Source organism: Streptomyces aureus (genome assembly GCF_000725495.1).
In the GTDB taxonomy this organism is placed as follows: Bacteria; Actinomycetota; Actinomycetes; order Streptomycetales; family Streptomycetaceae; genus Streptomyces; species Streptomyces aureus_B.
Genome location: NZ_JNZD01000009.1, coordinates 171302 through 196478, shown reverse-complemented (window position 1 = coordinate 196478; position 25177 = coordinate 171302). Strand labels below are relative to the sequence as shown.

At 71.7% G+C, this 25177-nt stretch carries 23 protein-coding genes and 1 pseudogene; 15 read left to right on the top strand and 9 right to left on the bottom strand.

The genetic code is table 11. From position 1 onward, the window contains the following. Positions 1-28: 28 nt before the first annotated feature. From IO36_RS17530 to IO36_RS17500, 7 genes are all read left to right on the top strand, one after another. Positions 29-535: a protein-tyrosine phosphatase family protein gene (locus IO36_RS17530; protein ID WP_037620958.1), complete on the top strand. Its 507-nt coding sequence runs from the start codon at positions 29-31 to the stop codon at positions 533-535. A gap of 738 nt (positions 536-1273) precedes the next feature. Further along, the gene (locus IO36_RS44580) at positions 1274-2095 is read left to right on the top strand and encodes a hypothetical protein (RefSeq protein WP_342455121.1); all 822 of its coding nucleotides are present in this window, start codon (positions 1274-1276) and stop codon (positions 2093-2095) included. After that, positions 2092-3375 carry a sensor histidine kinase gene (locus IO36_RS17520; RefSeq protein ID WP_037620957.1) on the top strand — a complete coding sequence of 428 codons (1284 nt, stop codon included), beginning with the start codon at positions 2092-2094 and terminating at the stop codon, positions 3373-3375. The genes IO36_RS44580 and IO36_RS17520 overlap by 4 nt, the downstream gene beginning before the upstream one ends. A gap of 82 nt (positions 3376-3457) precedes the next feature. Then, on the top strand, positions 3458-4123 hold the full coding sequence (locus tag IO36_RS43810; protein ID WP_037620956.1) for an SH3 domain-containing protein: 666 nt from the start codon (positions 3458-3460) through the stop codon (positions 4121-4123). A 76-nt stretch (positions 4124-4199) separates the two neighbouring features. Then, on the top strand, positions 4200-5576 hold the full coding sequence (locus IO36_RS17510; RefSeq protein ID WP_037620954.1) for an FtsW/RodA/SpoVE family cell cycle protein: 1377 nt from the start codon (positions 4200-4202) through the stop codon (positions 5574-5576). Further along, on the top strand, positions 5573-7030 hold the full coding sequence (locus IO36_RS17505) for a penicillin-binding transpeptidase domain-containing protein (RefSeq protein ID WP_037620952.1): 1458 nt from the start codon (positions 5573-5575) through the stop codon (positions 7028-7030). The genes IO36_RS17510 and IO36_RS17505 overlap by 4 nt, the downstream gene beginning before the upstream one ends. A 234-nt stretch (positions 7031-7264) precedes the next feature. Continuing rightward, the gene (locus IO36_RS17500; RefSeq protein ID WP_037620950.1) at positions 7265-7768 is read left to right on the top strand and encodes a DUF3291 domain-containing protein; all 504 of its coding nucleotides are present in this window, start codon (positions 7265-7267) and stop codon (positions 7766-7768) included. Between the two features lie 169 nt (positions 7769-7937). Here IO36_RS17500 and IO36_RS17495 read toward each other — a convergent pair whose 3' ends face one another. Then, positions 7938-9041 carry a ferritin-like domain-containing protein gene (locus IO36_RS17495; RefSeq protein WP_037620948.1) on the bottom strand — a complete coding sequence of 368 codons (1104 nt, stop codon included), beginning with the start codon at positions 9039-9041 and terminating at the stop codon, positions 7938-7940. Positions 9042-9180: 139 nt separating this feature from the next. Between IO36_RS17495 and IO36_RS17490 the strand changes: the two genes are divergently transcribed. From IO36_RS17490 to IO36_RS17475, 4 genes are all read left to right on the top strand, one after another. Next, a complete protein-coding gene (locus IO36_RS17490; RefSeq protein WP_037620947.1) occupies positions 9181-10110 on the top strand; it encodes an AurF N-oxygenase family protein in 930 nt (309 codons plus the stop codon). Between the two features lie 449 nt (positions 10111-10559). After that, positions 10560-11285, top strand: a complete 726-nt coding sequence (locus IO36_RS17485; RefSeq protein ID WP_037620946.1) for a TetR/AcrR family transcriptional regulator — start codon at positions 10560-10562, stop codon at positions 11283-11285. A gap of 10 nt (positions 11286-11295) precedes the next feature. Then, entirely contained in the window at positions 11296-11616 is a 321-nt protein-coding gene (locus IO36_RS17480; protein ID WP_037620945.1) for a hypothetical protein, read from the top strand. A gap of 108 nt (positions 11617-11724) precedes the next feature. Beyond that, entirely contained in the window at positions 11725-12879 is a 1155-nt protein-coding gene (locus IO36_RS17475) for a C40 family peptidase (protein WP_037620943.1), read from the top strand. A 112-nt stretch (positions 12880-12991) separates the two neighbouring features. Here the strand turns inward: IO36_RS17475 and IO36_RS45985 are convergent. Together IO36_RS45985 and IO36_RS17470 are read right to left on the bottom strand one after the other, a co-directional pair. After that, positions 12992-13111 (bottom strand): annotated as a pseudogene (locus IO36_RS45985) (site-specific integrase); the annotation flags it as partial. 47 nt (positions 13112-13158) lie between these two features. Beyond that, positions 13159-13857, bottom strand: a complete 699-nt coding sequence (locus tag IO36_RS17470) for a nucleotidyltransferase domain-containing protein (RefSeq protein WP_037620942.1) — start codon at positions 13855-13857, stop codon at positions 13159-13161. Positions 13858-14351: 494 nt separating this feature from the next. On the opposite strand from IO36_RS17470, the gene IO36_RS17465 reads away from it, so the two are divergent. Next, positions 14352-14801: a hypothetical protein gene (locus tag IO36_RS17465; RefSeq protein ID WP_158997391.1), complete on the top strand. Its 450-nt coding sequence runs from the start codon at positions 14352-14354 to the stop codon at positions 14799-14801. 234 nt (positions 14802-15035) lie between these two features. Continuing rightward, positions 15036-15887, top strand: a complete 852-nt coding sequence (gene lepB / locus IO36_RS17460; protein WP_078943264.1) for a signal peptidase I — start codon at positions 15036-15038, stop codon at positions 15885-15887. 355 nt (positions 15888-16242) lie between these two features. Here lepB and IO36_RS17455 read toward each other — a convergent pair whose 3' ends face one another. Genes IO36_RS17455 through IO36_RS17435 form a run of 5 tightly spaced genes read right to left on the bottom strand, consistent with a single transcriptional unit; the run spans position 16243 to position 22299 of the window. Next, on the bottom strand, positions 16243-17496 hold the full coding sequence (locus IO36_RS17455) for a styrene monooxygenase/indole monooxygenase family protein (protein WP_037620940.1): 1254 nt from the start codon (positions 17494-17496) through the stop codon (positions 16243-16245). A 34-nt stretch (positions 17497-17530) separates the two neighbouring features. Further along, positions 17531-18193: a GTP-binding protein gene (locus tag IO36_RS17450; RefSeq protein ID WP_037620939.1), complete on the bottom strand. Its 663-nt coding sequence runs from the start codon at positions 18191-18193 to the stop codon at positions 17531-17533. Beyond that, positions 18174-18581 (bottom strand): DUF742 domain-containing protein, encoded by a 408-nt coding sequence (locus IO36_RS17445; RefSeq protein WP_037620938.1) that lies wholly within the window; start codon positions 18579-18581, stop codon positions 18174-18176. Before IO36_RS17445 ends, IO36_RS17450 begins: the two co-directional genes overlap by 20 nt. Then, complete coding sequence (locus tag IO36_RS17440) at positions 18581-19081, bottom strand: roadblock/LC7 domain-containing protein (protein ID WP_037620937.1); 501 nt, start codon at positions 19079-19081, stop codon at positions 18581-18583. The genes IO36_RS17445 and IO36_RS17440 overlap by 1 nt, the downstream gene beginning before the upstream one ends. Beyond that, positions 19078-22299: a sensor histidine kinase gene (locus tag IO36_RS17435; RefSeq protein WP_037620936.1), complete on the bottom strand. Its 3222-nt coding sequence runs from the start codon at positions 22297-22299 to the stop codon at positions 19078-19080. Before IO36_RS17435 ends, IO36_RS17440 begins: the two co-directional genes overlap by 4 nt. A gap of 368 nt (positions 22300-22667) precedes the next feature. On the opposite strand from IO36_RS17435, the gene IO36_RS17430 reads away from it, so the two are divergent. Then, positions 22668-23456, top strand: a complete 789-nt coding sequence (locus tag IO36_RS17430; protein WP_078943263.1) for a protein phosphatase 2C domain-containing protein — start codon at positions 22668-22670, stop codon at positions 23454-23456. 24 nt (positions 23457-23480) lie between these two features. Here the strand turns inward: IO36_RS17430 and IO36_RS17425 are convergent, their stop codons facing one another. Beyond that, entirely contained in the window at positions 23481-23999 is a 519-nt protein-coding gene (locus IO36_RS17425; protein ID WP_078943262.1) for a MarR family winged helix-turn-helix transcriptional regulator, read from the bottom strand. Between the two features lie 303 nt (positions 24000-24302). Between IO36_RS17425 and IO36_RS17420 the strand changes: the two genes are divergently transcribed. After that, complete coding sequence (locus IO36_RS17420; RefSeq protein WP_037620934.1) at positions 24303-25121, top strand: lysozyme; 819 nt, start codon at positions 24303-24305, stop codon at positions 25119-25121. Positions 25122-25177 lie beyond the last annotated feature (56 nt).

Sequence of the window (25177 nt, the reverse complement as noted above, 5' to 3'; positions counted from 1 at the left end):
AGTTGGGGCAGTTGGGTGGGAGGCGCCGTTGCGAACTCGCAGAAGGTATCCGGATGTTCCGTCCCCGGACAGCCCGTGGAGTGAAATCGTGCCCGGCCTGTGGATGGGCGGCCACGAATGCGCGGGACGTTCGGGTCAGCCGCAATCCGTCGTCGTACACGATGAGTTCGACCTGGTCCTGACGCTGTTGCGGCGGCCGGGGCACGGGCCCGATCCGGGGGTCGAGCACCATGTGTGGCCGATCCCGGACGGGCCGCTGGACGGTACGCAGCTCACGGGGGTCATGCGGCTCGCGCGGGCCGCCGACGACGCGCTGGAGGACGGGCGCAGGGTGCTCGTCCGCTGTCATCACGGGTACAACCGCTCGGGGCTGGTCGTCGCGCACGCGCTCATCCTGGCGGGGCACTCCGCCGACGACGCGATCCGGCTGATCCGGGCCCGGCGCTCACCCTGGGCACTGCACAACGAACTGTTCGTGGAGTACCTGCGGGCCGGGCTCCCCACGGCACGCCTTCTAGAAGAACTGGCGGAGTAGGCGGGGCAGGGCCCAGAGGCAGGGGACGGGGGACGCGGCGGCGAGGGTGCGAACGGGCGTGGGCAGGCACGAGTGGGCGCGGCTCGCGTTCGTGCGGGCATAAAGGATCTCTGAGTGAATATGGGTACGGGTCGGCCGGCCGACCCGTGCCGGGCCCGCTCACCGGGGCGTGGCCGCGCTCGGCGGTCATCCCGCGGACGGCGCGGACGGCGTCCTTCCCCTTGCCGGTCTCGTGCGGTGGGGCCGTGACGGCGCCGGCGGACGGGGCGGCCCGGACCCGGGAGCGCAGTGATCCACAGCCGCCTCACGCGCGGGTACGGGCGCGGGCCCGGGTACGGGCGTGAGCCCGGACACCGGCCTGAGCCCCGGAGCGGGCCCGAGCCCCGGCGTGAGCCTGAGTCCGGACACGGGCGCGCGTACGGAGGCACCCGCCGGACCACCCGGTTCGGCGGAACCCCCGGGACCGGCCGCACCGTCCACGGCACTGCCGGACCAATCCGCGCCCCCAGATCCGACCGCACCGTCCACAGCACCGCCGGACCAAGCCGCACCCCCGGGACCCGCCCGACCGCGCTCGGAGCCCCCGGGACCGGCCGGACCGCGCTCGGAGCTCCCGGGACCGGCCGGACCCCACTCGGAGCCCCCGCGGCCAGCCGCACCCTCCGAACCACCCTCGTCACCGCCGCCCTCGCCCTCGCGCTGGTCGCCGCCCTGGCGGGCTGCGGGGACTCCGGAGAGTTGCGTGGCGCCGGCGCGACCCCCACCGCCGTCGGCCCGACCAGGCTGTGGCCGCTGCTCCCGCCCGCCTCGACGCCGGCCGTCGACTACGGCGAGGCCGACACAGAGACCGTCAAGGGGGTCACGGCTCCCGGGGACGACGTCCGCGCCCTGGACCCGGTCGCGGTCGTACGCGCCGAGGTCGCGGCCCATCCGGACGAGTACCGGGGACCGCACGCGGCGTACGCCGAGACCGCCCGGCTGCTGGCGGACTGCGGGCAGCCAGGGGCCCGGGGCGCGAGGTGTCCGGTCCTGCGGGCGTACTACCGCGACCTGACCGGCGACGGGAAGGCCGACATGGTGCTCGGCATCCGCTTCCCCGCCCACCAGCTGGCGGTACGCGTGTACACGTTCATCGGTCACCGGCTGGTGCAGGTCATGGGGACCGCGGACAGTGTGCTCAGCGTGGAGCTGGCGGGCCGCGAGGTGATCATCCGCTCGCCCTCGACCCTGCCGGGCTACGAGTTCCGTACCGTCTGGTCCTGGGACCCGCAGCAGAACGCCATGCTGGCGACCCGCGACGAGATCCTGCGGGTCGGACCGCCCGCGTCACCGACCGGGCCGGGGTCGCCCGCTCCGACGCCGCCTCCCTCCGCACGCGAGACCTCACCCGCACCGGCACCGCCCCCGCCCCCATCCCCGTCCCCGTCCCCGTCCGCACACCGGACCTCCCCCACGACGTCCCGCTCCGCCCGCGGAGCCCCACCGCCGACGTCCCGGTCCGCACGCCGCGCCTCCCCGGCCCCCTCCCCCGCCCTCTCTCCGTCCGCGAGCACGTCATGAGGCCGTCGCTGCGGCTGCCGCACTGGACCGCCACCCTCACCTGGAAGGCGGCGGCGTTCATCGCGGTGATGTGCTGCTGTCTCGTCGCCCTGCTCGGCGCCCTCGTGCACGTCTCGGTGACCGACCAGACCGTCGGCGAGGCCCGCGACCGTGCGCTCGGGCGGCTCGCCGACGTCACGGCGGCCTACGAGGCGGGCGAGCGGCTGCCGCCGGACGCGGGTGTCGACCCGCCCGGGCTGCCCCCGCGGCTGCGGAGACTGGCGGCGGAGGGGAAGCGGGGCACGATGGTCGGCGAGCACGACGCGCACCCCACGATGTGGGCGGCCGGGCCGGCCGGCGGAGGGCGCGCGCTGGCGGTCCAGTTCGACTACGCCCAGGGCGCGCACGCCATCGACGCCCTCGACCGGGCGATCGTGTGGTCGTCGGCGCTGGCGATCGGCGTGACCCTGCTGGTGGGCGTGTTCGCGGTGACCCGGGTGACGCGGCGGCTGCACGCGACCGCGCGGGTGGCGCGGCGGATCAGCGCGGGCGATCTGGACGCGCGTGTCAACGACCCCCGCGCCCAGGACCCGACGCGCCCGCAGGACGAGGTGGCCGCGGTCGCCGGAGCGCTCGACACGATGGCCTCGTCGCTCCAGGCGAAGCTGCTGAGCGAGCAGCGGTTCACGGCGGACGTGGCGCACGAGCTGCGCACTCCGCTGACCGGGCTGCACGCGGCGGCCGAACTGCTCCCGCCGGGGCGGCCGACGGAGCTGGTGCGCGACCGGGTCGCCACGCTGCGCACCCTCACCGAGGACCTGCTGGAGATCTCCCGGCTCGACGCCCGTACCGAACGTCTGGAGCTGGACTCGGAGCCGCTGGTGCCGCTGGCCGAACGGGTGGTGCGGGCGTCGGGGACCGACACCGAGGTCCGGGCGGTGCGGGACGCGCGGGTCGAGACCGACCGGCGCCGGCTGGAGCGGGTGCTCGGCAATCTGGTGGCGAACGCCCACAAGCACGGCGGGGACCCGGTGGTGCTGACCGTCGACGGCCCGGTCGTCACCGTCCGGGACCACGGGAGCGGCTACCCCGCCTACCTGGTGGAACACGGCCCGCAGCGGTTCCGCACCGAGGGCGGCGCGACCGGGCACGGACTCGGCCTGACCATCGCGCTCGGCCAGGCGGAGGTCCTCGGTGCCCGGCTGGAGTTCGCCAATGCCCCGGACGGCGGGGCGGTGGCGACGCTGACGCTCCCTCAGGAGGGGCGGACGGAGCCGGGCGTCCCCGATGGCGGACTGTGAACTGCGGTCCCCGGCTCCCGATCCTAATGTGGCGGTAAGTCAGCTTCGCCCCTGTTCCGTCCCCGTCCCGGAGGAGCCTTCCATGTCTCTGCGGTCCACCTACACCCGAGTCGGTATGGCTCTCGCCGCCGGCAGTCTCGTCGCCCTCGCGGGTGCCGCTCCCGCCCTCGCCGACGGCGACGGGGGCTCCGGAAACGGTGACAGCCACCAGTCGAGCAACGGCACCGGCGCCCACCAGTGGGACGGCGGCGGCGACGGGGGCGGCGACGGCCGCGAGCCGAGCACCGGCGGGAACTCCTGGGACAACGGCGGGGGCGGCGGAGGCGGGGGCGGCCAGACCTGGACCAACGGCGGGGGCGGCGGAGGCGGCGGAGGCGGCCAGACCTGGAGCAACGGAGGCGGTGACGGCGGCGGCCACACCTGGAACAACGGCAACGGCAACGGGAACGGCAACGGGAACGGCAACGGCAACGGGAACGGCCGGGGCGACGGCGCCGCGCAGAGCAACCCGCGGCTCTACCAGGGCCGGATCACCGCCCGCGGCGGACTCGCCCTGCGCAGCTCCCCGACCCGCGGCAGCCAGCTGATCCGGGTCGCGCGACAGGGGGAGATCGTCTCCATCTTCTGCAAGACCGCGGGCGAGAAGGTCGACGGCAACCCGCTCTGGTACCTGCTCACGGACGGCACCTGGGCCTGGGGCGCCGCGCGCTACATCGACAACATCGGCCCGTCCCCCCGCTGGTGCTGACCCCCCACGACGAACCGGGCCCGCCGGTCGTCATCGCCTGACGGGACATCGGGCCGCCCCCTGCTACGTTCCGGACATGACCCTGCCCGGAATGTCCGGAACGGCCGTGGCGGCGGACCCGGCCCCTCCCGCCGAACGCCTGCCCAGGCGCCGTGGCATCGAGCTCGCCCTGATCGTCCTCGCCGTCCTGCTCTGTGTGTACGGCTACTGCGCGGTGGGCCTCGCCCGGCACGGAACCGTTCCGCCCGGCGCCGCGGGTTACGGCGCCGGGCTCGGCGTGCTCGCCCTCGTCGCCCATGTCGCCGTCCGCCTGCGGGCCCCGTACGCCGATCCGCTGCTGCTGCCCATCGCCGTCCTCCTCAACGGCCTGGGCCTGGTGCTGATCTACCGGCTCGACCTCCAGACCCCGGACGACCGGGCGGCTCCCATCCAGCTCGTCTGGTCCACGCTCGGCGTCGCGTTCTTCATCGTCGTCGTCCTCTGTCTGCGCGACCACCGGGTCCTGCAGCGCTACACGTACGTGTCGGTGGTCGGCGCGCTCGCCCTGCTCGTCCTGCCGATCCTCTTCCCGGCGGTGAACGGCGCCCGCATCTGGATCCGGATCGCCGGATTCTCCATCCAGCCGGGCGAGTTCGCCAAGGTCCTGCTCGCCGTGTTCTTCGCCGGCTATCTCGCCGCCAACCGCAACGCGCTCGCCTACAGCGGCCGTCAGATCTGGCGGTTCCGTCGGCTGCAACTGCCCACCGGCCGGGTCCTCGGCCCGATCGTGGCGATCTGGCTGCTCAGCGTGCTGGTCCTGGTCCTGGAGCGGGACCTCGGCACCTCGCTGCTCTTCTTCGGCCTGTTCGTGATCCTGCTCTACGTCGCCACCGGCCGCACCGGATGGATCGCGGTCGGGCTGCTGCTCGCCTGCGCGGGCGCGCTCGCCGTCGGCCGGCTCGAACCGCACGTCCACAGCCGGGTCGAGGACTGGATGGACCCCTTCGCCTCGATCGCCGCGGGCCAGGGACCCAACCAACTCGCCCAGTCCCTCTTCGCGTTCGCCGCCGGAGGGATCCTCGGCACCGGTCTCGGGCTCGGCCACTCGGTCCTCATCGGCTTCGCCGCCAAGTCCGACTTCATCCTCGCCACCGCGGGCGAGGAGCTCGGACTGGCCGGCCTGGCCGCCGTCTTCCTCCTCTACGCCCTCTTCGTCGTCAGCGGCTACCGCGCGGGCCTCGCCCTGCGCGACCCCTTCGGCCGGCTGCTCTCGGTCGGCCTCGCCTCGATCGTGGCGCTCCAGGTGTTCGTCATCGCGGGAGGCGTCACCGGACTGATCCCGCTGACCGGCATGGCCATGCCCTTCCTCGCGCAGGGCGGCTCCTCCGTCGTCACCAACTGGATCATCGTGGCCCTGCTCATCCGGATCAGCGACTGCGCCCGCGGTCAGTACGACGGGACACCCGCGCCATGACCAAGTACATCCGCCGGGCCGTCGGACTGTGCGCGCTGCTGCTCGTCGCCCTCCTGGTCAACGCCGCCCGTATCCAGGTGGTCCAGGCCCCGTCCTACGACGACAACCCCGCCAACCGCCGCACCGCGATCGCCCGTTACGGCCAGCCGCGCGGGGACATCGTCGTCGACGGCCGGGCGGTCACCGGCTCCCGCGACACCGGCCGCCAGTTCCGCTACGAACGGACCTATCTGGACGGGCCGTTGTACGCGCCCGTGACCGGCTTCGCCTCGCAGCTGTACGGGACCACGCTGCTGGAGGGCACCGAGGACGGCGTCCTGTCCGGCAGCGATCCGATGCTCGCCCCGTACCCGCTGTTCAACGGGCTCGTCCGGGCCCGCGGTGCCGGGGGCCGGGTCGTCACCACGCTGAACGCGGAGGCGCAGCGGGCCGCCTTCGAGGGGCTCGGCCCCCGCAGGGGCGCGGTCGCCGCGATCGAGCCGTCCACCGGCCGGATCCTGGCCCTGGTCTCCACCCCCTCGTACGACCCCGGGCAGCTGTCCGGGACGGGGCCGGCCGCGTCCCGGGCGTGGGCCCGGCTGAACGACCAGGACGACAAGCCGATGCTCAACCGGGCCATCCGGCAGACGTATCCGCCGGGGTCGACGTTCAAGGTGCTGACCGCGGCGGCGGCGCTGGACTCCGGGGTGGTGGACGACGTGGACGCGCCGACCGGGTCGCCGGACCCCTACCGGCTCCCCGGCACCACGACCCGGCTCACGAACGAGACGGAGGGCTGCGCGGACGCCTCCCTGCGGTACGCCTTCACCTGGTCCTGCAACACCGTCTTCGCCAAGCTCGGCGTGGACGTCGGGCTCGACGGCATGACCCGTACGGCGGCCGGGTTCGGCTTCAACGACCGCAAGCTGCGCATCCCGTTCTCGGTGGCGCCCAGCAACTTCGATCTGCGGCTCGACAACGCGCAGTTGGCGCTCTCCTCCATCGGCCAGTTCGACACCCGGGCGACTCCGCTGCAGATGGCGATGATCGCGGGGGCCGTCGCGGGTGACGGCACGGTCAAGACGCCCTACCTGGTGGAGCGGACGACCTCGCACTCCGGCGGGACGCTGACCACGACCGGGCCGCGGATCCTGCACCAGGCGATGACCGCTTCCACGGCGCAGCGCATGCGCGAGCTGATGACCGACGTCGTGGAGAAGGGCACCGGGACGGTGGCCGCCATCCCCGGGGCCACCGTGGGCGGCAAGACCGGCACCGCCCAGCACGGCATCGGCAACTCCGGTACGCCGTACGCCTGGTTCATCTCGTGGGCGCGGGCGGACGACTCCGTGGAGCCCGCCGTCGCCGTCGCCGTGGTCGTCGAGGACGCGGCGGCGCGCAGGGGGGACATCACCGGGGGCGGGTTCGCGGGGCCGATCGCGCGGGCGGTGATGGAGGCGGTGCTGGGCTCTTGAGGGCGGTGCCTGCTGTTCCGGCGCCGGGTGGGGCGATCGGTTCGGTGCGGGACGGCTTCGCGGGGGTCCGGCATGGCTTCGCGGGGTCCGGCATGGCTTCGCGGGGTGCGGGACGGTTTCGCGGGGGTCCGGGACGGCTTCGCGGGGGTCGGTCCGGGGCGGGCGGGGGCTCTCGGCTCTCAGTCCGTGAGACAGGGGCTGTGTCCGGTATGGGGGCCGACCTACCGTTCGGTCATGACTTCGTCGACAGCTTCGTACGAGCTCGCCCAGGTCAACATCGCCCGCCTCAAAGCACCTTTGGAATCTCCCCAGTTGAAGGCCTTCGTGGACGGCCTCGAACCCGTGAACGCCGTCGCGGACGCCGCCGACGGATTCGTCTGGCGTCTCCAGGACGACACCGGCGACGCCACGGACATCCGTGTCCTCGGCGACGCGTGGATGATGGTCAACATGTCCACCTGGCGCGACCCGAACGCCCTGACGGCGTTCATGTACCAGGGTCTGCACCGCGAACTGATGGCGCGGCGCCGTGAGTTCTTCGAGCGTCTCGAGGAGGCGGTGACCGCCCTGTGGTGGGTCCCGGCCGGTCACCGTCCCACGGTCGCGGAGGCCGAGTCCCGTCTGCTGCACCTGCGGGAGCACGGCCCCACGCCGTACGCCTTCACCCTGCGGACCTCTTTCCCGCCGGGGGCGGCCGACGACTCCGGGCGTCCGGGGTCCACGGTGTTGGCGCCTTAGCCGCTGCTTGGGGCCGGTCCGGTCGGGTCCGGCTGGGACGCTTTGCGTCGGGTCGGGTCCGGCCGGTCCGGGGGCGGGTCGGTCAGGCTCGGGGTCGGGTCCGGCGGGTCCGGTCCGGGGGCGGGTCGGGTCGGTCCGGGGGCGGGTCCGGGCGGATCGGGTGGGTCGGTCAGCCTCGGCCCTCGTCGATCGTGGTCTCGATCTCCGTCACCCGGTCCCGTTCCTCGGCCGCGAAGCGTTCCGCGTCCAGTTGTTCGGCCAGTTCCTCGTCCTGGGCCATCAGCAGGTCCAGGTTGGAGTCGCCCATGTCGAAGACGCCCATCTCCAGATAGGCGCGCTGGAGGCGCTCGCCCCACAGTCCGATGTCCTTGACGCAGGGGACGATGCGGCTGAACAGCAGCTTGCGGAACAGGTGCAGGAACTCGGAGTTCTCGCTGAACTCCTCCGCCTCCGCCTTCGGGATCCCGAAGTTCTCCAGGACCTCGACCCCGCGCAGCCGGTCCCGCATCAAGTAGCAGCCCTCGATGACGAATTCCTCGCGCTCGCGCAGTTCGGCGTCGGACAGCTGCCGATAGTAGTCGCGCAGCGCCATCCGGCCGAAGGCCACGTGACGGGCCTCGTCCTGCATCACGTAGGACAGGATCTGCTTCGGCAGCGGCTTGTCGGTGGTGTCCCTGATCATCCCGAAGGCGGCCAGCGCCAGCCCCTCGATCAGGACCTGCATGCCGAGGTAGGGCATGTCCCAGCGCGAGTCGCGGAGGGTGTCGCCGAGCAGGGCCCGGAGGTTGTCGTTGACCGGGTAGAGCATCCCGATCTTCTCGTGCAGGAAGCGGGAGTAGACCTCCGCGTGCCGGGCCTCGTCCATGGTCTGGGTGGCCGAGTAGAACTTCGCGTCGAGGTCGGGGACCGATTCCACGATCCGCGCCGCGCAGACCATCGCCCCCTGTTCGCCGTGCAGGAACTGGCTGAACTGCCAGGCGGAGTAGTGCTTGCGCAGGTCACCCTTGTCCCGGTCGGTCATCTTCGCCCAGTACGGGGTGCCGTACAGCGTCATCGCCTCGTCGGGGGTGCCGAGCGGATCGGCGGGGTCGACCTCCAGGCTCCAGTCGATGCGTTTCTGTCCGTCCCACTGTTTGTCCTTGCCCTTCTGGTAGAGGGCGAGCAGCCGGTCACGACCGTCGTCGTACTCCCAGCTGAAGCGGGCCGCCCCCGAGGCCGGCACCTGCCAGAGGGGATCTCCCGAGTCCGCGGCGTACAGCTCATGCGTCGGCATACATCGCAGGCTCACACGGAGTAGACGCGCCGTCAACAAGTCCGGCACAGGGGATTGACGAGCTTGCTGACAAGCAGTCTCATAAGTGGTGACCGCCGGTAACTCCAGAAGCGATCCCGTACGACGAGGTGGAACTGCCATGACGACGGTGCCCGAGGCCGATGTGCTCCGTGACGCGCTCGGTCTGCTCAAGGACCGGGAGCAGGTGGCCGAGCGCCTCCTCGACTCCTCCGCCAAGCACTCCTTCGACCCCGACAAGGAGCTCGACTGGGACGCGCCCTTCGAGGAGGGCAAGTGGTTCTGGCCGCCGGAGCTGGTGTCGCTGTACGACACCCCGCTGTGGCGGACGATGGGCGAGGAGCAGCGGATCGCGCTGTCCCAGCACGAGTCGGCCGCGCTGGCCTCGCTGGGCATCTGGTTCGAGATCATCCTCATGCAGCTGCTCGTGCGGCACATCTACGACAAGGCGGCGACGAGCGCGCACGTGCGGTACGCGCTGACCGAGATCGAGGACGAGTGCCGGCACTCGAAGATGTTCGCGCGGCTGATCACGCGCGGGGGCACCCCGCACTATCCCGTGAGCCGGGCGCACATGAACCTCGGGCGGCTGTTCAAGACCATCTCGACGACTCCGGGGTCCTTCACGGCGACGCTGCTCGGCGAGGAGATCCTCGACTGGATGCAGCGGCTGACGTTCCCGGACGAGCGGGTGCAGACCCTCGTCCGGGGGGTCACGCGGATCCATGTGGTGGAGGAGGCCCGGCATGTCCGGTACGCCCGGGAGGAGTTGCGGCGCCAGATGCTGACCGCTCCGCGGTGGTCGCAGGAGTTCACGCGGCTCACCTCGGGCGAGTTCGCGCGGGTGTTCTCCGTGGCGTTCGTCAACCCCGACGTCTACACGAACGTCGGGCTCGACAAGCGGGAGGCCATGGCACAGGTGAAGGCCAGTGGGCACCGGCGGGACGTGATGCAGACCGGGGCGAAGAAGCTGACGGACTTCCTGGACGAGATCGGGGTGCTGCGGGGGGCCGGGCGGCGGCTTTGGCGGTCTTCGGGGTTGCTGGCCTGACCTCGGCGGGTTCGGGCCGGGGGCCTCGACCAGGTAGTGCTCGGCGGGGCGGGGGGCTCGGCTCGGGTGTGCTCGGCCGGCCGGGGGCCTCGGCTCGGGTGTGCTCGGCCGGCCGGGGGCCTCGGCTCGGGGCGCCGAGGCTTCGGTGGGGGCGGGGCCGCGCCGGTACATCCGCCCACATCCGAACGGATCCCACCGGCGTCGCAAGGTGTGCCTTGGTGACGATCCGTCCGGCTGCGGGCATCTGATGTACCGGCACGTCCCCTCGCGTCGTACGGCGGCTGCGGGTCGTCTTGGGCGTGGGGCCGGGAATCGTCGTACGGCGGCTGCGGGTCGTCTTGGGCTTGGGGCCGGAACCGGGGATCGCTGTGTGGATGTGTGCCGTTGGCTCATGTGGTGCTCTGGTTGTGTACGTGGGTGTGTGTCCGGGGGCGGTTACGCTGCCCGTCATGACCTCGCAGGCTTCCACCCCCGCTTACCGTCGGCTCAGTGTCGAGGAGCGGCGCAGTCAGTTGCTCGAGGCCGCGCTGTCCCTGTTCGCCCAGCGGGTGCCCGAGGAGGTCTCGCTGGACGACGTGGCGGAGGCCGCCGGGGTGTCGCGGCCGCTCGTGTACCGGTACTTCCCGGGCGGCAAGCAGCAGTTGTACGAGGCTGCCCTGCGGTCGGCGGCGCAGGAGCTGGAGCAGTGCTTCGCGGAGCCGGCGGAGGGGCCGCTGACCGAGCGGCTCTCCCGGGCCCTCGACCGGTATCTCGCGTTCGTGGACCAGCACGACGCCGGGTTCAGCGCGCTGCTGCAGGGCGGGAGCGTGATCGAGACCTCGCGGACCACGGCGATAGTCGACGGGGTCCGCCGGGCGGCGGCGGAGCACATCCTCGTGCATCTGGCGGTGCCGGAACCCGGGCCCCGGCTGCGGATGACGGTGCGGATGTGGATCACGGCCGTGGAGGCCGCCTCGCTGATCTGGCTCGACGAGGACAAGGAACCGCCGCTGGACGAGCTGCGGGACTGGCTCGTCGAGCAGTTCACGGCGGCGCTCGTGGTGAGCTCCGGGAGTGATCCGCAGACCGCGGCGGTGATCCGGGCGGCGCTCGCGATGGAGCGCCCCGACGGCATCGCGGGCGCCCTGGTCCGCCGGGTGCTGCCCGTTGTCGGGAATGCGGCCCACCTGCTGTGACACTGGTCCGGTGAAGAGCGAAGACACCCCCTTTTTCGGCGGCCCGCTGGACGGGCGCGTCCTGCCCGTCCTGATCGGGATCACCGGCCACCCGCCGAAGACGTACCGGATCCCCGTGCCCGGCGTCGACGGCGGTCCGTCCACCGTGCTGGTCTACCGGCGGGTCCAGGCCGCGACGAGCAAGCGGCTCGGGCTCCACCAGGGGTGGAAGTACGAGTACGACCCCGAGGGCGACGCGTCCGGGCGCCGGTTCCGGCTGCCGTGGTCCCCGGGTGCTCGCAAGGGTGAGGGCGGTGGCGGCGCCACGCCGGAGAACAACGCCGACGAGTGACGTTCTTGCTCCGAAGCCGCCTGTGGGCGCGCGGCCGGCGCCCGATGGTCCGATCCTTCCGGTGCGAGACGGGCGGTGGAGGGCCGCCCCGGATCCGGAGGTGATGGCGTGTCAGGAAGGCTTCTGCGTCTGGTCTGTACGGGAGCGGTGGCGGTCGGCGCGCTGCTTCCCTCCGCGCCCGCGGGGGCGGTTCCGGAGCCGGGGCAGGACGCGGTGACGTCGGAACAGTCCGTGGCCTCGTTGCTGACGGACCTTCAGCGGCTCTACCGGGACGCCGAGCGGGCCACCGAGACGTACAACGGGACCGCCGAGAAGCTGAAGAAGCAGCAGGCTGAGGTCGCCCGGCTCGACGCGCGGCTCGCCAGGGCCCGGCTGTCGCTGGAGGACAGCAGGGTCGCCGCGGGACGGCTGGCCCGGCAGCAGTACCAGAGCGGGGACGGGATCTCCCCGTACGTACGGCTGCTGCTCGCCCGGGATCCGCAGCACGCCCTCGACCAGGGGCACGTGATCGGGCAGCTGTCGCTGGAGCGGGCCGCGACCGTGCGGCGGGTCGCGGGCGGCGAGAGGCGGACCGACGGGCTCGCGCGGGCGGCGCGCAAGGCGCTGGACGGGCAGCTCTCGCTGGCAGCGCGGCAGAAGAAGGAGCGGGACCAGGTACGCGAGCGCCTCGACGACGTCCAGCGGCTGCTCGCCTCGCTGACCGCGGACCAGATCGCCGAGCTGAACAGCGCCGAGCGGTCGGGGACGGACGCGGCGCAGAGGAAGGTCATGGCGTCCGGCGCCCTCAGCAGCGTCCGGCCGCCCACGCGGGAGGGCGAGGAGGCGCTGCGCTACGCCGTCGACCAGATCGGCAAGCCGTACGAGTGGGGCGCCGAGGGACCGAAGGCCTACGACTGCTCGGGGCTGACGTCACAGGCCTGGGGCGAGGCGGGCCGGCCCATCCCGCGCACCAGTCAGGAGCAGTGGGCCGAGCTCCCGCACATCCCGCTGGACCGTCTGCGCCCCGGCGATCTGGTGGTCTACTTCCCCGAGGCCACGCACGTCGCCCTCTACGTCGGCGACGGCATGGTGGTGCAGGCACCGCGGCCCGGGGCACGGATCAAGGTGTCCCCCATCGCCGCGAACCCCCTGCTGGGCGCCGTTCGCCCGGACCCGGACGGGGAGCCCCTGCGGCAGTACACGCCGCCGAAGCTCCCCGAGGGCGCGACGGACGGATCCGACGAGGGCTACGCCTCGGCCGCCCCGGTGACGGAGGCCAGGTAGGCGTTCGTCTTCTCCGGGTAGGAGAAGTGGACTCTCGGCCCTGTAGTCCCTCTACCTGCAACTTCTCTCCAACAGGTGGGCCGTTGACGGGCCGTGGGCCGTCTGTGGGCCGTCAGCCCGCGTGCCGGGCCTTGTCGTAGACAGTCGCGATTGCCTTGCGCGTGCGTTCCTGGCTGCTCGGCATCAGGTGCGCGTAGATCCGGAGCGTCAGTGCCGGGTTGCTGTGGCCGAGGTTGGAGCGTTCGTGTCCCCTGTGGTGGCGCGTGGAGTCCACCGACCTCATCGGATGGCATACCCGTCCCACAGCGGGCCGCCGGCTTGGTCTAGCACCTCCGCCACGGCTGCGGCGAAGACGCTCGTGTGCCCTGCGATTGCTTGCACGGCGGCCTCGGTCAACGCGCCATGCAGCCTGGGGTCAGCCGCAGACAGCCGCCGCGACAACCACTTACCTCCGCCAAGCCAGTGTCCGCCGACCAGCAGAGCCAGCTCCGACGCGCGCTGCAGCATGTGCGAGACCAAATGCACCCGCTCGGCAGGGTCCGCGCAGCCACGCAGGTCGTCGAGCAGGTCGGTCAGGATGTACCGCTGGTATTCACGCTCACGGTCCGAGAGTGGAGGTGGGCCCGCCGCCCAACGTTCTCGCGCCTCAGCCTGGAGCGAAGCACCCAGCCCGTTCGTATCCACGAGGAGCACGCCGGTAGAGCACATGGCGAGCAACGGCGAATTCCGCTTCGCGGTCTCCTGGTCGGCGAAGCTACGCCAGACGGCCTCGGTCTGTACGAACAGCTCCACCGGCCAGCCGCGGTACAGCAGGTTTTCCCGGTTGGGCGCCGGCGGCCCGTCCAAGAGGACCACGATGTCCAGATCGGATGTCGGCGTCCGGCGGTTGGTCAGCACACTGCCAGCCAGGAACGCGGCCTGGGCGGCGGGAAACCGATCCCGCACCAATTCGCGGGCGGTGAGCACAGGGTCGTCCATGACCGCAGCGTAGGTGCCAGCATTCCGATGCTCTCCTGGATAAAGCTACGTTCGACTCGGACAGGGATGGGCGCGCTGTCAAGAGCGCCCCGATTCCTGACATCACCAGCTGACACCAACAAGCGCGAACGGGGCCGATCAACGCCGAACCTCAGGGGCAGGCGAACCGGGTCACGACAGAAGTTGATGGAGGTCGAGGGGCCCCTCAATCGACCGGATAAGGATGAGGCCAGACCTCAAAAGTTGGGTCCCGCGCGGGGTGCCACCATGATCCGAGGGCTGACGCCCTGCCGACGTGACTCGGTCGTTGAGACTCCACCGACCGCGTCGTAGCGTGCGGACCGCATGTTGCCCCGGCTGGTTACTGGATTCACCACGTGATGTTGCGAGGAGATAGGCCCTGAACTGCGAGGACTTGTACCTTTCCGGCGGCAGCACGCCGAGATCATCGGTAGAAGCCTAAGATCAGGCCACCAGTACGAAGGGGGCGGCCGATGAACAGCCGAGCATGGAAGTGGGCACTCATTTCGGCCCCGGTGGTGCTGTCGGTCTCCGCATGCGTGGGATGGGGTGGCTATCCGTCTGCGAAGAACGTCCACGAATCTCAGCTCGTAGGTACCTGGCGCGCCCGAGAGTGTGGCACCACGGTGACCTTGAAGCCGGACGGATCGGCGTCCGCCGTCGGCATCCCTACCGAGATGGAACTGGACGGCAAGGTCACGCAGAAGGTCGGCGGGGATGGCACCTGGAGAATCGACGAGTTCAGCGATCAGCAGCAACTCGAAGTGGCCGTGGGCAACGAATACATCTCGTTCGGCCTTTACCGGGACAAGGGGCGTTTGCTGGTGGGTCTGACCGTAGGGGACCCCGACGATATGAACTGGTGCATCCTGACCAGACACTCGAAGAAGGAAGCCCATGCCCCAACTGCTGTACACCAATGAAGTACAGCAACCAGCCCAACCGTAGCTGACCGTCACCCGCCGCAGCCCGCCGGCTGGTCGGTCGAGGAAACCTCAACGACCTTCCTGCCCATAGTTCGCATCGAGCGAGTCCAGAGGCTTCGCAGGCTCGTCGGCTGTGGCCCGCCGGCTTGGAGCCATTGAGACTCCGCCGGCCGCGTAGCTTGCTGAGAGGCCCCGGATAACACGGCAGGCAGGTTGAGGTGTGGGAGGGCCATGCCCGGCGCAGAGCCAGGCCGAGAGCTCCGGCAGTCGGGAACTCCCGCTCGTTGTGGCTGTGGTGGGCCCTGTGCTCTGCACGCAAGGGACCACTTCGGACACGGTGCGCTCGGACCGGGCGCAAGGGGAGGCGTGGTTGTGAAAGATCTTGTCGCCGGCAAACGGTCGAGATCCGGGGGCGACGAAACCGACGACGGAACGGCGGGTGAGCGCCGGCGGAAAACGCGCTCGTTCTGGAAGGAGTTGCCGATTCTCATCGGCATCGCGTTGGTGCTCGCGCTGGTCATCAAGACGTTCTTCGTGCAGGCGTTCTCGATCCCGTCCGGCTCGATGCAGAACACGTTGCAACCTGGCGACCGCGTGCTGGTCGACAAGCTGACGCCGTGGTTCGGATCCAAGCCGCAGCGCGGAGAGGTCGTGGTCTTCCACGACCCGGGTGGCTGGCTCCCTGAGAAGACCGAGGAGCCGAACGCGGTGCAGAAGGTGCTCAGTTTCGTCGGCCTGATGCCGTCGACGGACGAGAAGGACCTGATCAAGCGGGTGATCGCGGTGGGTGGCGACACCGTGGAATGCTCGGGAAGCGGTCCGGTGAAGGTCAACGGGAAGGCGATGGACGAATCGTTCATCCACCCCGGCAACACCCCCTGCGGGGACAAACCGTTCGGGCCGGTCAAGGTGCCGAAAGGGAGGATCTGGGTGATGGGTGACCACCGCCAGGACTCTCAGGACTCCCGGTACCACCAGGACCAGCCCGGCGGTGGCACGATCGACGAGGACCAAGTCATCGGCCGGGCCTTCGTCGTCGCATGGCCGGTCAACCGGTGGGCCCCGCTGCCGGTGTCGCGGTAACGAGCCACGCCGTCCATCGAGACGTCAAGCTCGCCCCCTTCGTGCCCTACTGGGCCGCGGGGCGTGCCACTTCCGTGCCGGATCGGACGGGGCCTCACGGGGAATCGAGGTTCGCCAGGGTGCGTACCGCCCCACGCTGCCGGAGGCAGGGATTCCCTGGTCACGCCAGTGATCACCCCACCTCGCTCCTAAAGCGGTGGCCGACAGGCCCGCGCGGTCCAGCGGGATCGCGGGAACACCACCCACAGAGACGGCCCCAGGGATATCCCTGGGGCCGTCTGTGGGCCGTCCGAGAGGAACCAGCGACGACAGACAACGACAGACGCCGACAGTCGCACCGCAGGTCAGAAGCCCGTCAGGCCCCGGCGACCGACGCCAGGTAGGCGTTCGTCTTCTCCGGGTCGAAGAAGAAGTTCTCGAAGTCGGCCGGGTTGTCGAAGCCGTTGGCGAAGCGGTCGGCGACGGGCTGGAGCTGGCCGGCGGCGCCGATCAGGTTGAGGACGTGCTCCGGCGGGACGCCCAGCATCGCGTTGGTCCACTTGGTGACGTGCTGCGCGGTGTCCCAGTAGCGGTCGAACGTCGCCTGCATCCACTCCTCGTCGAAGGGCTTGTCGCCCTGCTCGACGATCGAGGCGAGGTAGGCGGCGGCGCACTTGGAGGCGGAGTTGGAGCCTTGGCCGGTGATCGGGTCGTTGGCCACGACGACGTCGGCGACGCCGAGGACCAGACCGCCGCCGGGGAGCCGGCCGATCGGGTTGCGGACGGTGGGCGCGTACCGTCCGGACAACGTGCCGCCCGCGTCGGTCAGTTCGACGTTCGTGGCCCGCGCGTACTCCCACGGCGTGAACCGCTCCATGAGCTCCAGGGTCAGGGAGAGGTGCTCGGCGGGGTCCTTGACGCCGTTGAAGACGTCGAGCGGGCCGCCCGGAATGCCCTCCCAGAACAGGATGTCGGCGCGGCCGGAGGTGGTGAGGGTCGGCATGATGAACAGCTCGCCGACGCCGGGGACCAGGTTGCAGCGGACCGCGTCGTAGTCCGGGTGCTCCGGGCGCGAGCCCAGACCGTGCACGTAGGACACCGCGAGGGCGCGCTGCGGCTCGGTGTACGGGGAGCGGGAGGCGTCACGGCCGAACATCGAGACGAGTTCGCCCTTGCCCGCCGAGACGAGCACCAGGTCGTAGGCGCGGGAGAAGTAGTCGAGGTCGGAGACCGCGGCGCCGTGGATGACCAGCTGGCCCCCGCGCTGCGCGAACGTCTCCATCCAGCCGGCCATCTTGACCCGCTGGTCCACCGACTGCGCGTAGTCGTCGAGCTTGCCGACCCAGTCGATGGCGCGCTGCGAGGGGCCCGGGTCGAAGGAGCCGGGGACCGCGACGGAGACCCCGAGGCCCTCGATCTTCGGCGCCTGGGACTCCCAGAAGTTCAGCTGGAGATCGCGCTCGTGCTGGAGCGCCGTGTCGAACATGCACTGCGTCGACATGACCCGGCCGGAGCGGATCTCGTCCGCGGTCCGGTTCGACATCAGGGTGACCTCGTACCCGTGGGACTGGAGTCCGAGGGCGAGCTGGAGTCCGGACTGGCCGGCTCCGACGACGAGTATCTTCCGCATGCGGGTTGCTTCTCCCAGTCCTCGGGGGCCCTGATTATTCGGGGCTGACTTCGAGCGCGTGGCCGACGAGTGCGAGCAGGGTCTCGACGACCGAGATCCGGCGGCGCGCGTCCATGATCATGACAGGTATGTGCGGAGGAACCGTGAGGGCTTCGCGCACATCCTCCGGCTCGAACACCTCGCTGCCGTCGAAGTGGTTGACGGCGACGACGTACGGCAGTCCGCAGCTCTCGAAGTAGTCGAGCGCCGGGAAGCAGTCCGAGAGGCGGCGGGTGTCGGCGAGGACGACCGCGCCGATCGCTCCGCGCACCAGGTCGTCCCACATGAACCAGAAGCGCTGCTGGCCCGGCGTGCCGAAGAGGTAGAGCACGAGGTCGTCGTCGAGCGTGATGCGCCCGAAGTCCATGGCCACCGTGGTGGTCAGCTTGTCCGGCGTCCCCGTGAGGTCGTCGGTCTCCTCGCTGGCCCGGGTCATCAGCGCCTCGGTCTGGAGCGGCGTGATCTCCGAGACGGACGTGACGAGCGTGGTCTTGCCGACGCCGAAGCCGCCGGCCACCACGATCTTCGTGGCGATCGGCGCGCGCGTGCGGTCCGTCTGCCAGGCCTGCAAGTTCTCCTCGTCGTCGAGGAGGGGGTCGACGCCGGGTTCGGCGTCGGAGGCGACGCCAGCTTCGGCGTCAGAGACGACGGAGTCCACTCAGCACCCTTTCCAGCAGGGCACGATCCGGCTGTCCCGGTCCGTGACCTGTTCCGTACACACGGATCTTTCCCTGGTCCGCCAGGTCGCTCAAGAGCACGCGGACCACTCCGAGCGGCATCCTGAGAAGTGCGGCGATCTCGGCCACCGTACGCATGCGGCGGCAGAGTTCGACGATGGCCCGCATCTCGGGCATGACCCGGGTGGTGAGCGAGCCGTTGGTGAGCTCCCTGCGCGTCTCCGGGGCGTCCAGCGCGGCCACGAACGTCTCCACCAGGAGGACGTGGCCGAAGCGGGTCCGTCCGCCGGTGAGCGAGTAGGGCCGTACCCGGGCGGGCTTGCGGTCGCCGCCGCGCACCGGGAGTTTCCTGGCCTTCGACGCGGTCATCAGGCGCTCCCGGAAGCGTCGGCCTCGATGGATTTTCGGAGCTCGATGCGCAGTTCGGGGGTCAGGACGTGTCCGGCCCGGCCGACGAACAGCGCCATGTGGTACGCCACGACGCTCATGTCGCAGTCCGCGGAGCCGTGCACCCCGAGGAGCGAGCCGTCGCTGATCGCCATGACGAAGAGGCTGCCCTCGTCCATCGCGACCATGGTCTGCTTGACGCCGCCGCTGTCCATCAGCTTGGCGGCGCCGAGGGTGAGGCTGCCGATGCCGGAGACGATCGTGGCGAGGTCCGCGGCGGAGCCCTTGGGACCCTTCGGCCTGGCGCTGTCGGCCGTCCTCGCCTCGGCGTGGTGGCCGGGGTCGGAGGAGAGCAGGAGCAGGCCGTCCGAGGAGACGACCGCCACCGACTGGAGGCCGGGCACCTCCTCGACGAGATTGGTCAGCAGCCAGTGCAGGTTACGTGCTTCGCTGCTCAGGCCGAAGGTACTGGTCGCGGTCAACTGCTTGCCTCCTCGACTGTGCCCCCCGATGCTTCTACGTCCTGTGCGTCGGTCCGGTGCGCGGTGGGCGCGGGTCCTGCGGGCGCGTGTGCTGGTGTGGGGGCCGCCGGGGCCTGTCCTTCGGGCGTGGGGGTCTCGCCCGTCCGTTCGGCGATCTCGGCCTCCACATCGCGGCGGCCCTCGATCGCTCCCCGGTGGAACCCGCCGAGCCTGCGGCGCAGTGCGTCGGCGTCCACGCCGCCCACGCGCGGCCGCGGGGCGGCGGCGGGGGCGGAGATCTTCGGCGTGCGTTTGGGCAGGCCCTTGTCGGTGAGCCTGGGCTGCTCGTCGGGCACCCGCTCGTGGTGGTCGGGGCCGATGGCGTACGGGTCCGCCGCGACCGGGGCCGCGGGCTCGGCCGGCGCCTGCGCGGGCGCCTCGGCGGCGGGCTGCGGCGCCGGCTCCCCGAACGGGTCCGGGTCCGCGAACCGGTCCACGGAGGGGACGGGCTCGGCGAACGGGTCCGTCGAGAGGTCCGGCGCGGCGAACGGGTCGGACGAGCGGTCCGGCTCCGCGAACGGGTCCGTCGAGAGGTCCGGCTCCGCGAACGGGTCCGTCGACGGGGCGGGGTCGGCGGCCGGGCCGTCCGGGTGGGCGGCGGTGGCGCCGGGCGCCGGCTCCACGAGAGTGCCGGCCGTCACGGAGACGGGCGCGCCGGTCGTGCCGGACGGCTCGCCGGCCGCGTCCGGACCGGTGGTCCCCGACGCGGAGGCGTCCGGTGCGGGGGCGTCCGACGCGGGGACTTCCGGGGCGAGTTCCGGGAGCAGCAGCTCCATCGTCGTCTCGGAGACGGATTCCGGCTCCGCGGCCGGCTCGGGACCGCGGGGCGCCGGGATGACCGGGGTCTGCGCGGCCTCGGCGGCCGGCGTCTCCTCGGGCGCCGTCCGCGGGTCGGCGGCGGTCTCCCGTACGACTGCCTCGGCCGCCGCGATCAGCGGGTCGTCGTCGGCCGGGACCGGCACCGAGGCGCGCCGGACGGCACGGCCGCGCAGCACGTTGGAGTTGGCCTCGGCGTCGGCGCCGGGCAGGGCCACCGCGGGGGCTCCGCCGACGATCCGGACCGAGGAGGGGACGGTGGACGCCGGGGCGGCGGCGAGCAGCGCCTTCGGGAGGACGACCACGGCGGCCACCCCGCCCTGCTTCTGCTCGCGCAGCTTGACCCGTACGCCGTGCCGGTGGGCGAGCCGGGCCACGACGTACAGGCCGAGGCCGAGTCCCTCCCCGCTCTCCTGGTCGTAGGTGTCCTCGGGGTCGAACTCGGTGAGGCGGACGTTGAGGTGCCTCATCCGTTCGTCGGTCATGCCGATGCCCTCGTCCTGCACGGAGAGCATCACGTCGCCGCTCTCCAGCAGCCAGCCGGAGACCTCGACGGGCACGTCGGGCGGCGAGAACGCGGTGGCGTTCTCCAGGAGTTCGGCCACCAGGTGGCTGATGTCGTCGGCGGCGAACCCGGCGATGTGCGCGTGCGGGGGCAGCGCGGCGATCCGGACCCGTTCGTAGCGTTCGATCTCGCTGACCGAGGCGCGGGCGACGTCGACCAGCGGGACCGGGCCCGCGTGGTGCTGGACGTGCTCGGCGCCCGCGAGGACGAGGAGGTTCTCGCTGTGCCGGCGCATGACGGTGGCGAAGTGGTCGAGCTTGAAGAGGGTGGAGAGACGGTCCGGGTCCTGCTCGCGCTCCTCCAGGCCCTCGATGACACCGAGCTGGCGCTCGACGAGGCCGAGGGTGCGCAGCGCGAGGTTGACGAAGGTGCTGTGGATGGTGCCGCGCACCTGCTCCAGGTGGGCGGCCGCCTCGGCGAGCTCGGCGCGCAGCCGGTCGCGCTCGTCGGCCATCTGCTGGCGCTGGCCGACGAGGTGCTTGCGGTCGGCCTCGAGGGTGGTGATCCGCTCGTGCAGTCCGGTCGCGTGGGCGTGCAGGGCGTTGACGGAGCGGACGACCTGGGCGAACTCGTCGTTGCGGCCGGTGAACTTGACCGGTTCCGAGGAGGCCGGGTCGGCGGCCAGCCGGGCGGAGCCGAGGCGCAGGACGGCCAGGGGCCGGGTGAGACTGCGGGCCATGGCCATGGTCATGCCGGCCGCGACGAGCATCAGGACGCCGAGGAGCGTGACGCGCAGCTCCAGCGCGGTGACGTCGTCGTCCCGCAGCTTCTCCAGGTCCTTGGTGCGGTGGTCGTTGAGCGAGGACTCGGCGCCGCGCATCAGGTCGATCCGGGCGGACAGCGCGGCGTCGAGCTTCTTGACGCCGGTGCCGAGCGCGGAGTCGGAGAGGGCCGGCTGCGCGGTGAGGTTCGCCAGGTACTTGTCGGCGGTGCCCACGTCGGGTCCGGTGACCGTGGAGTCGTAGGAGGACACGGCCTGCTTGGGCGCGGTCTCGCGGAAGTCCGCGACGGCCGCGTCGGAGCGGACGCGTGCCTGCTGGGCGGCGGCGCTCAGCGCGTCGCGCTGCTTGGCGTCGGCGGCCGACGAGGTGTTCGTGGTGCTCGTCAGGCCCGTGACGGGGTTGTAGACGCTCTGGGTGGTGTGCGGGACCGCGAGGGCCGCCAGGAGCAGCCCGCGGGCCGCGGCGGACTGCTGGACGGCGGTGTCCAGCTCGGCGAGGGCGTGCGCGCCGGAGCCCGCGCGGGGCGGCATCTCCTCGGCCAGGTCCTCGGCGAGGGCGTGGAGTTCGGCGATGGCGCCGGAGTACGCCTGGTGCGCCTCGAGGGCGGAGCTCTTGCCGGTGAGGGCGGAGCGCCTGAGCGCCGCGATGCCGTCGAGATCCTCGACGAGGGCGGCGGGGGTGTCCTCGTCCGCGCGCAGCTCGTCGACCTGCCGGTCGACCAGGGCGCTGCGCTCCTCGGAGGGCGCCTTGGCCTTGGGCCGGCCGGCGGCGACGTAGGAGGTGACCTCGTCGCGCTCGTCGGCCAGCGCGTGCGCGAGGGTCAGCGCCTGCTGGGTGCGCTGGGCGAGCGTCACCAGATTCTGGGAGTCGTTCAGTTGCTGGGAGGCCGACAGCACCATGGGCGTGCCGGCTCCGGCGATGGCGGCCGCGACGACCGCCACGGCCACGATGAGCCGGTTGCGTACATGGGCGGTCCTGCCCCGACCCGTGGAGCCGGTGGCGTCGCCGACGGCGCCACCCTCCGTGGAGTTGGAGGCCGTCTTCTTGCCTGTGCGCCTCGGCCGCGTCTTCTGCACCGGTGCTCGCATTCCTGACTCGTGTACCCATTTGGGGCCCGGGTGACGTCCCGTCAATCGCGGCGTACGCCCGGTACGGCTCCCGACCCTCCCAGTGCCGGTGGGCAGTGGTCCCGCATCGTCCGACCCGCCACCCGAAGGAGTGAACATCGGAGGGGAGTTGGCGGGCAAGTCTCCACGGCGCCCGTGGCCGGGCCGCGCGGCGGGCCGGTTGGACGTCGGGGACGGGCTTTGACAGTATTCGCCGCCACGTTCCGCCGGAGTCGATCATTCCGTGCCAAACCCGGCGGCCGCCGCGCCGAACCGCACGTCGGGCGGTCCGGCCGGTCTTCCGGGGCCGGTGTGAAGGGCTCGTGCAGACTGGCGGAATGCGCACTGAACTCGTGTCCGAGCCGGGAGACCCGGAGCGTCCCAACGAGGACTTCGCATCGGTCGGGCTTCCCGCTTCAGGACAAGGGGGTTCACTGGTCGTCCTGGACGGCGTGACCCCGCCGCGGGGGGACCACGGCTGTCTGCACACGGTCCCCTGGTTCACCGCGCGGCTCGGCGGGGCACTGACCGAACTGTCCGTTTCGCAGGGGGATTTGCCCCTCCGGGAGGTCCTCGCGCGGGCCGTCCGCCGCGTCGCCGACGCACACGCCGGCACCTGTGACCTTTCTCACCCGCGCACGCCCCAGGCAACCGTGGTCCTCGCACGGTGGTCCGCCGCGCGGGTCGAGTACCTGGTCCTCTCGGACTCGGCGCTGCTGGTGGAATCCCCGGCCGGGGAGGTCACCGCCCTGCTGGACGACCGTCTCTCGCTGCTCCCGCGCTCCGCCCTCGTGTCGGACGCCGTCGTCGACACCACCGTCCGCAACAAGGAGGGCGGTTTCTTCACGGCGGCCGCGGACCCGTCGGTGGCCGCCCGCGCGGTGACGGGCACGCTCCCCCGGTCCTCGGTGCGCGCCCTGGCGGCCCTGACGGACGGCGCCACCCGCTGGGTGGAGCGGTTCGGGGCGGGCGGCTGGCCCGAGCTGTTCGCCCTCGTACGGGAGGAGGGCGCGGCCTCGCTCGTCGAGCGCGTACGGGACCTGGAACGCGCGGACGCGCGGGAGCGGCCGGGGCTCCGACGGGGCAAGCCGCACGACGACGCGTCGGTGGTGTTCGTGGAGCTGTGAGGTCGCGCGGCGCCGCGGAGGTGGTTACTTCTCCATGTTCCGGTTCAGCTGGTTCAGCAGCCGGGCGAGTTCCGCGACCTCGTTCTGGTCCCAGTGGGCGAGCTGGCGCACATAGCGGGCCCGGCGGGCCTCACGGACGCTGGAGACGCGGCCGCGGCCCTCCTCGGTGAGGTGGACGAGCCAGGCGCGCCCGTCGGCCGGGTCGGGTTCGCGCGCGACCAGTCCCAGCTCCTCCAGGGCGCGCAGCTGCCGGGACATGGTGGCCTTGCCGACTCCGATGTAGGCGGCGAGTTCCGTGGCGCGCTGACGGCCGCACTCCTCCAGCCGGACGAGGAGTCCGTACGCGGCGGACTCGAGGTCCGGGTGCACCTCGCGGGCCATCTCCCCCTGACTGGCCCGGGCGCGCCGCAGAAACACCGTCAACTCGCGTTCCAAGGAGAGGAATTCGCGTTCCGCGCCGCCAGGCGCCGTGGGCCGGTCCATACCATTTCCCGACACACCGGATTCGACCGGACGTCCGCCGTCGTTTCCGCCCTCGTGCACGTCAGCACCCCTGACCCGGTTTCCCGATCCTGAAAGTTTCTGCCAGAACTCACCCATTGCCGCAGCTCCGCCAGTATTTCGCAGGCGTAGACCAACGGCAGCCTCCGGCCCCTCTTCCCACGTCCCCGTCTACGTGCGTAGCTTCTTTATCAGACACTTATCTGCTGGCATGCGCACGCCACTCCTGGGCCGGATTCCGGCCTGATCCCCCCGATCGGCACGCGTGCCGCGCACTCCCCCCACCGGGCTCCACCCGGGCTCCCCCGAGCCCCCGGAGCTCCCTCGCCCTTCGGAGGCACGCACATGTCCGTGCACAGATCCGGAACGGCCCGCCGCCTGCGAGCACTCGCGGTGGGAACCCTGCTCGCCGCCTTCTCCCTCCTCTCCACCCTCCCCTCCTCCGCCGCCGACATCCCCGCCCGGGGCACCGCCCGGATGGGCATGGGGGTCGTCGCCCACGACGGTCAGGGCGGCACGCCGACCACGGGTGACGCCACCCAGACCGAAGGCGTGGACGTCGCCGGCTACCAGGGCAACGTCGCCTGGTCGACCCTGTGGAGCAGCGGGGTCAGATGGGCCTACACCAAGGCGACCGAGGGGACGTACTACACGAACCCGTACTTCGCCCAGCAGTACAACGGCGCCTACAACGTCGGCATGATCCGCGGGTCGTACCACTTCGCCACCCCGGACACCACGACCGGCGCCACCCAGGCCAACTACTTCGTCGACCACGGCGGCGGCTGGTCGGGCGACGGAAAGACGCTGCCCGGCACGCTCGACATCGAGTGGAACCCGTACGGGGCGGCCTGTTACGGCAAGACGCAGAGCGCGATGGTCAGCTGGATCGGCAGCTTCCTGAACCAGTACAAGGCGCGGACCGGCCGCGACGCGGTGATCTACACGGCCGCGAGCTGGTGGACCCAGTGCACCGGCAACTACGGCGGCTTCGCCGCGTCCAACCCCCTGTGGATCGCGCGCTACGCCTCCGCCCCGGGGACGCTGCCGGCCGGCTGGGGCTACTACACGATGTGGCAGTACACGTCGTCCGGCCCGACGGTCGGGGACCACGACAAGTTCAACGGCGCCCTGGACCGCGTCCAGGCCCTCGCCACCGGCTGAGGCGACGGCCCGGCCGGAGGTCCGGGTCCCGCGCACGGCGAAGGCCCGGGCCTCCC

Bases quoted from the DNA above. Each gene is read 5' to 3' on its own strand.
- IO36_RS17520 (WP_037620957.1), top strand. From the start codon at position 2,092: ATGAGGCCGTCGCTGCGGCTGCCGCACTGGACCGCCACCCTCACCTGG.
- IO36_RS17470 (WP_037620942.1), bottom strand. From the start codon at position 13,857: ATGGACGACCCTGTGCTCACCGCCCGCGAATTGGTGCGGGATCGGTTT.
- IO36_RS17455 (WP_037620940.1), bottom strand. From the start codon at position 17,496: ATGCGGAAGATACTCGTCGTCGGAGCCGGCCAGTCCGGACTCCAGCTC.
- IO36_RS17505 (WP_037620952.1), top strand. From the start codon at position 5,573: ATGACCAAGTACATCCGCCGGGCCGTCGGACTGTGCGCGCTGCTGCTC.
- IO36_RS17485 (WP_037620946.1), top strand. From the start codon at position 10,560: ATGACCTCGCAGGCTTCCACCCCCGCTTACCGTCGGCTCAGTGTCGAG.
- IO36_RS17500 (WP_037620950.1), top strand. From the start codon at position 7,265: ATGACTTCGTCGACAGCTTCGTACGAGCTCGCCCAGGTCAACATCGCC.
- IO36_RS17465 (WP_158997391.1), top strand. From the start codon at position 14,352: ATGAACAGCCGAGCATGGAAGTGGGCACTCATTTCGGCCCCGGTGGTG.
- IO36_RS17510 (WP_037620954.1), top strand. From the start codon at position 4,200: ATGACCCTGCCCGGAATGTCCGGAACGGCCGTGGCGGCGGACCCGGCC.
- lepB (WP_078943264.1), top strand. From the start codon at position 15,036: ATGCCCGGCGCAGAGCCAGGCCGAGAGCTCCGGCAGTCGGGAACTCCC.
- IO36_RS17445 (WP_037620938.1), bottom strand. From the start codon at position 18,581: ATGACCGCGTCGAAGGCCAGGAAACTCCCGGTGCGCGGCGGCGACCGC.
- IO36_RS17430 (WP_078943263.1), top strand. From the start codon at position 22,668: ATGCGCACTGAACTCGTGTCCGAGCCGGGAGACCCGGAGCGTCCCAAC.
- IO36_RS17495 (WP_037620948.1), bottom strand. From the start codon at position 9,041: ATGCCGACGCATGAGCTGTACGCCGCGGACTCGGGAGATCCCCTCTGG.
- IO36_RS17420 (WP_037620934.1), top strand. From the start codon at position 24,303: ATGTCCGTGCACAGATCCGGAACGGCCCGCCGCCTGCGAGCACTCGCG.
- IO36_RS43810 (WP_037620956.1), top strand. From the start codon at position 3,458: ATGTCTCTGCGGTCCACCTACACCCGAGTCGGTATGGCTCTCGCCGCC.
- IO36_RS17490 (WP_037620947.1), top strand. From the start codon at position 9,181: ATGACGACGGTGCCCGAGGCCGATGTGCTCCGTGACGCGCTCGGTCTG.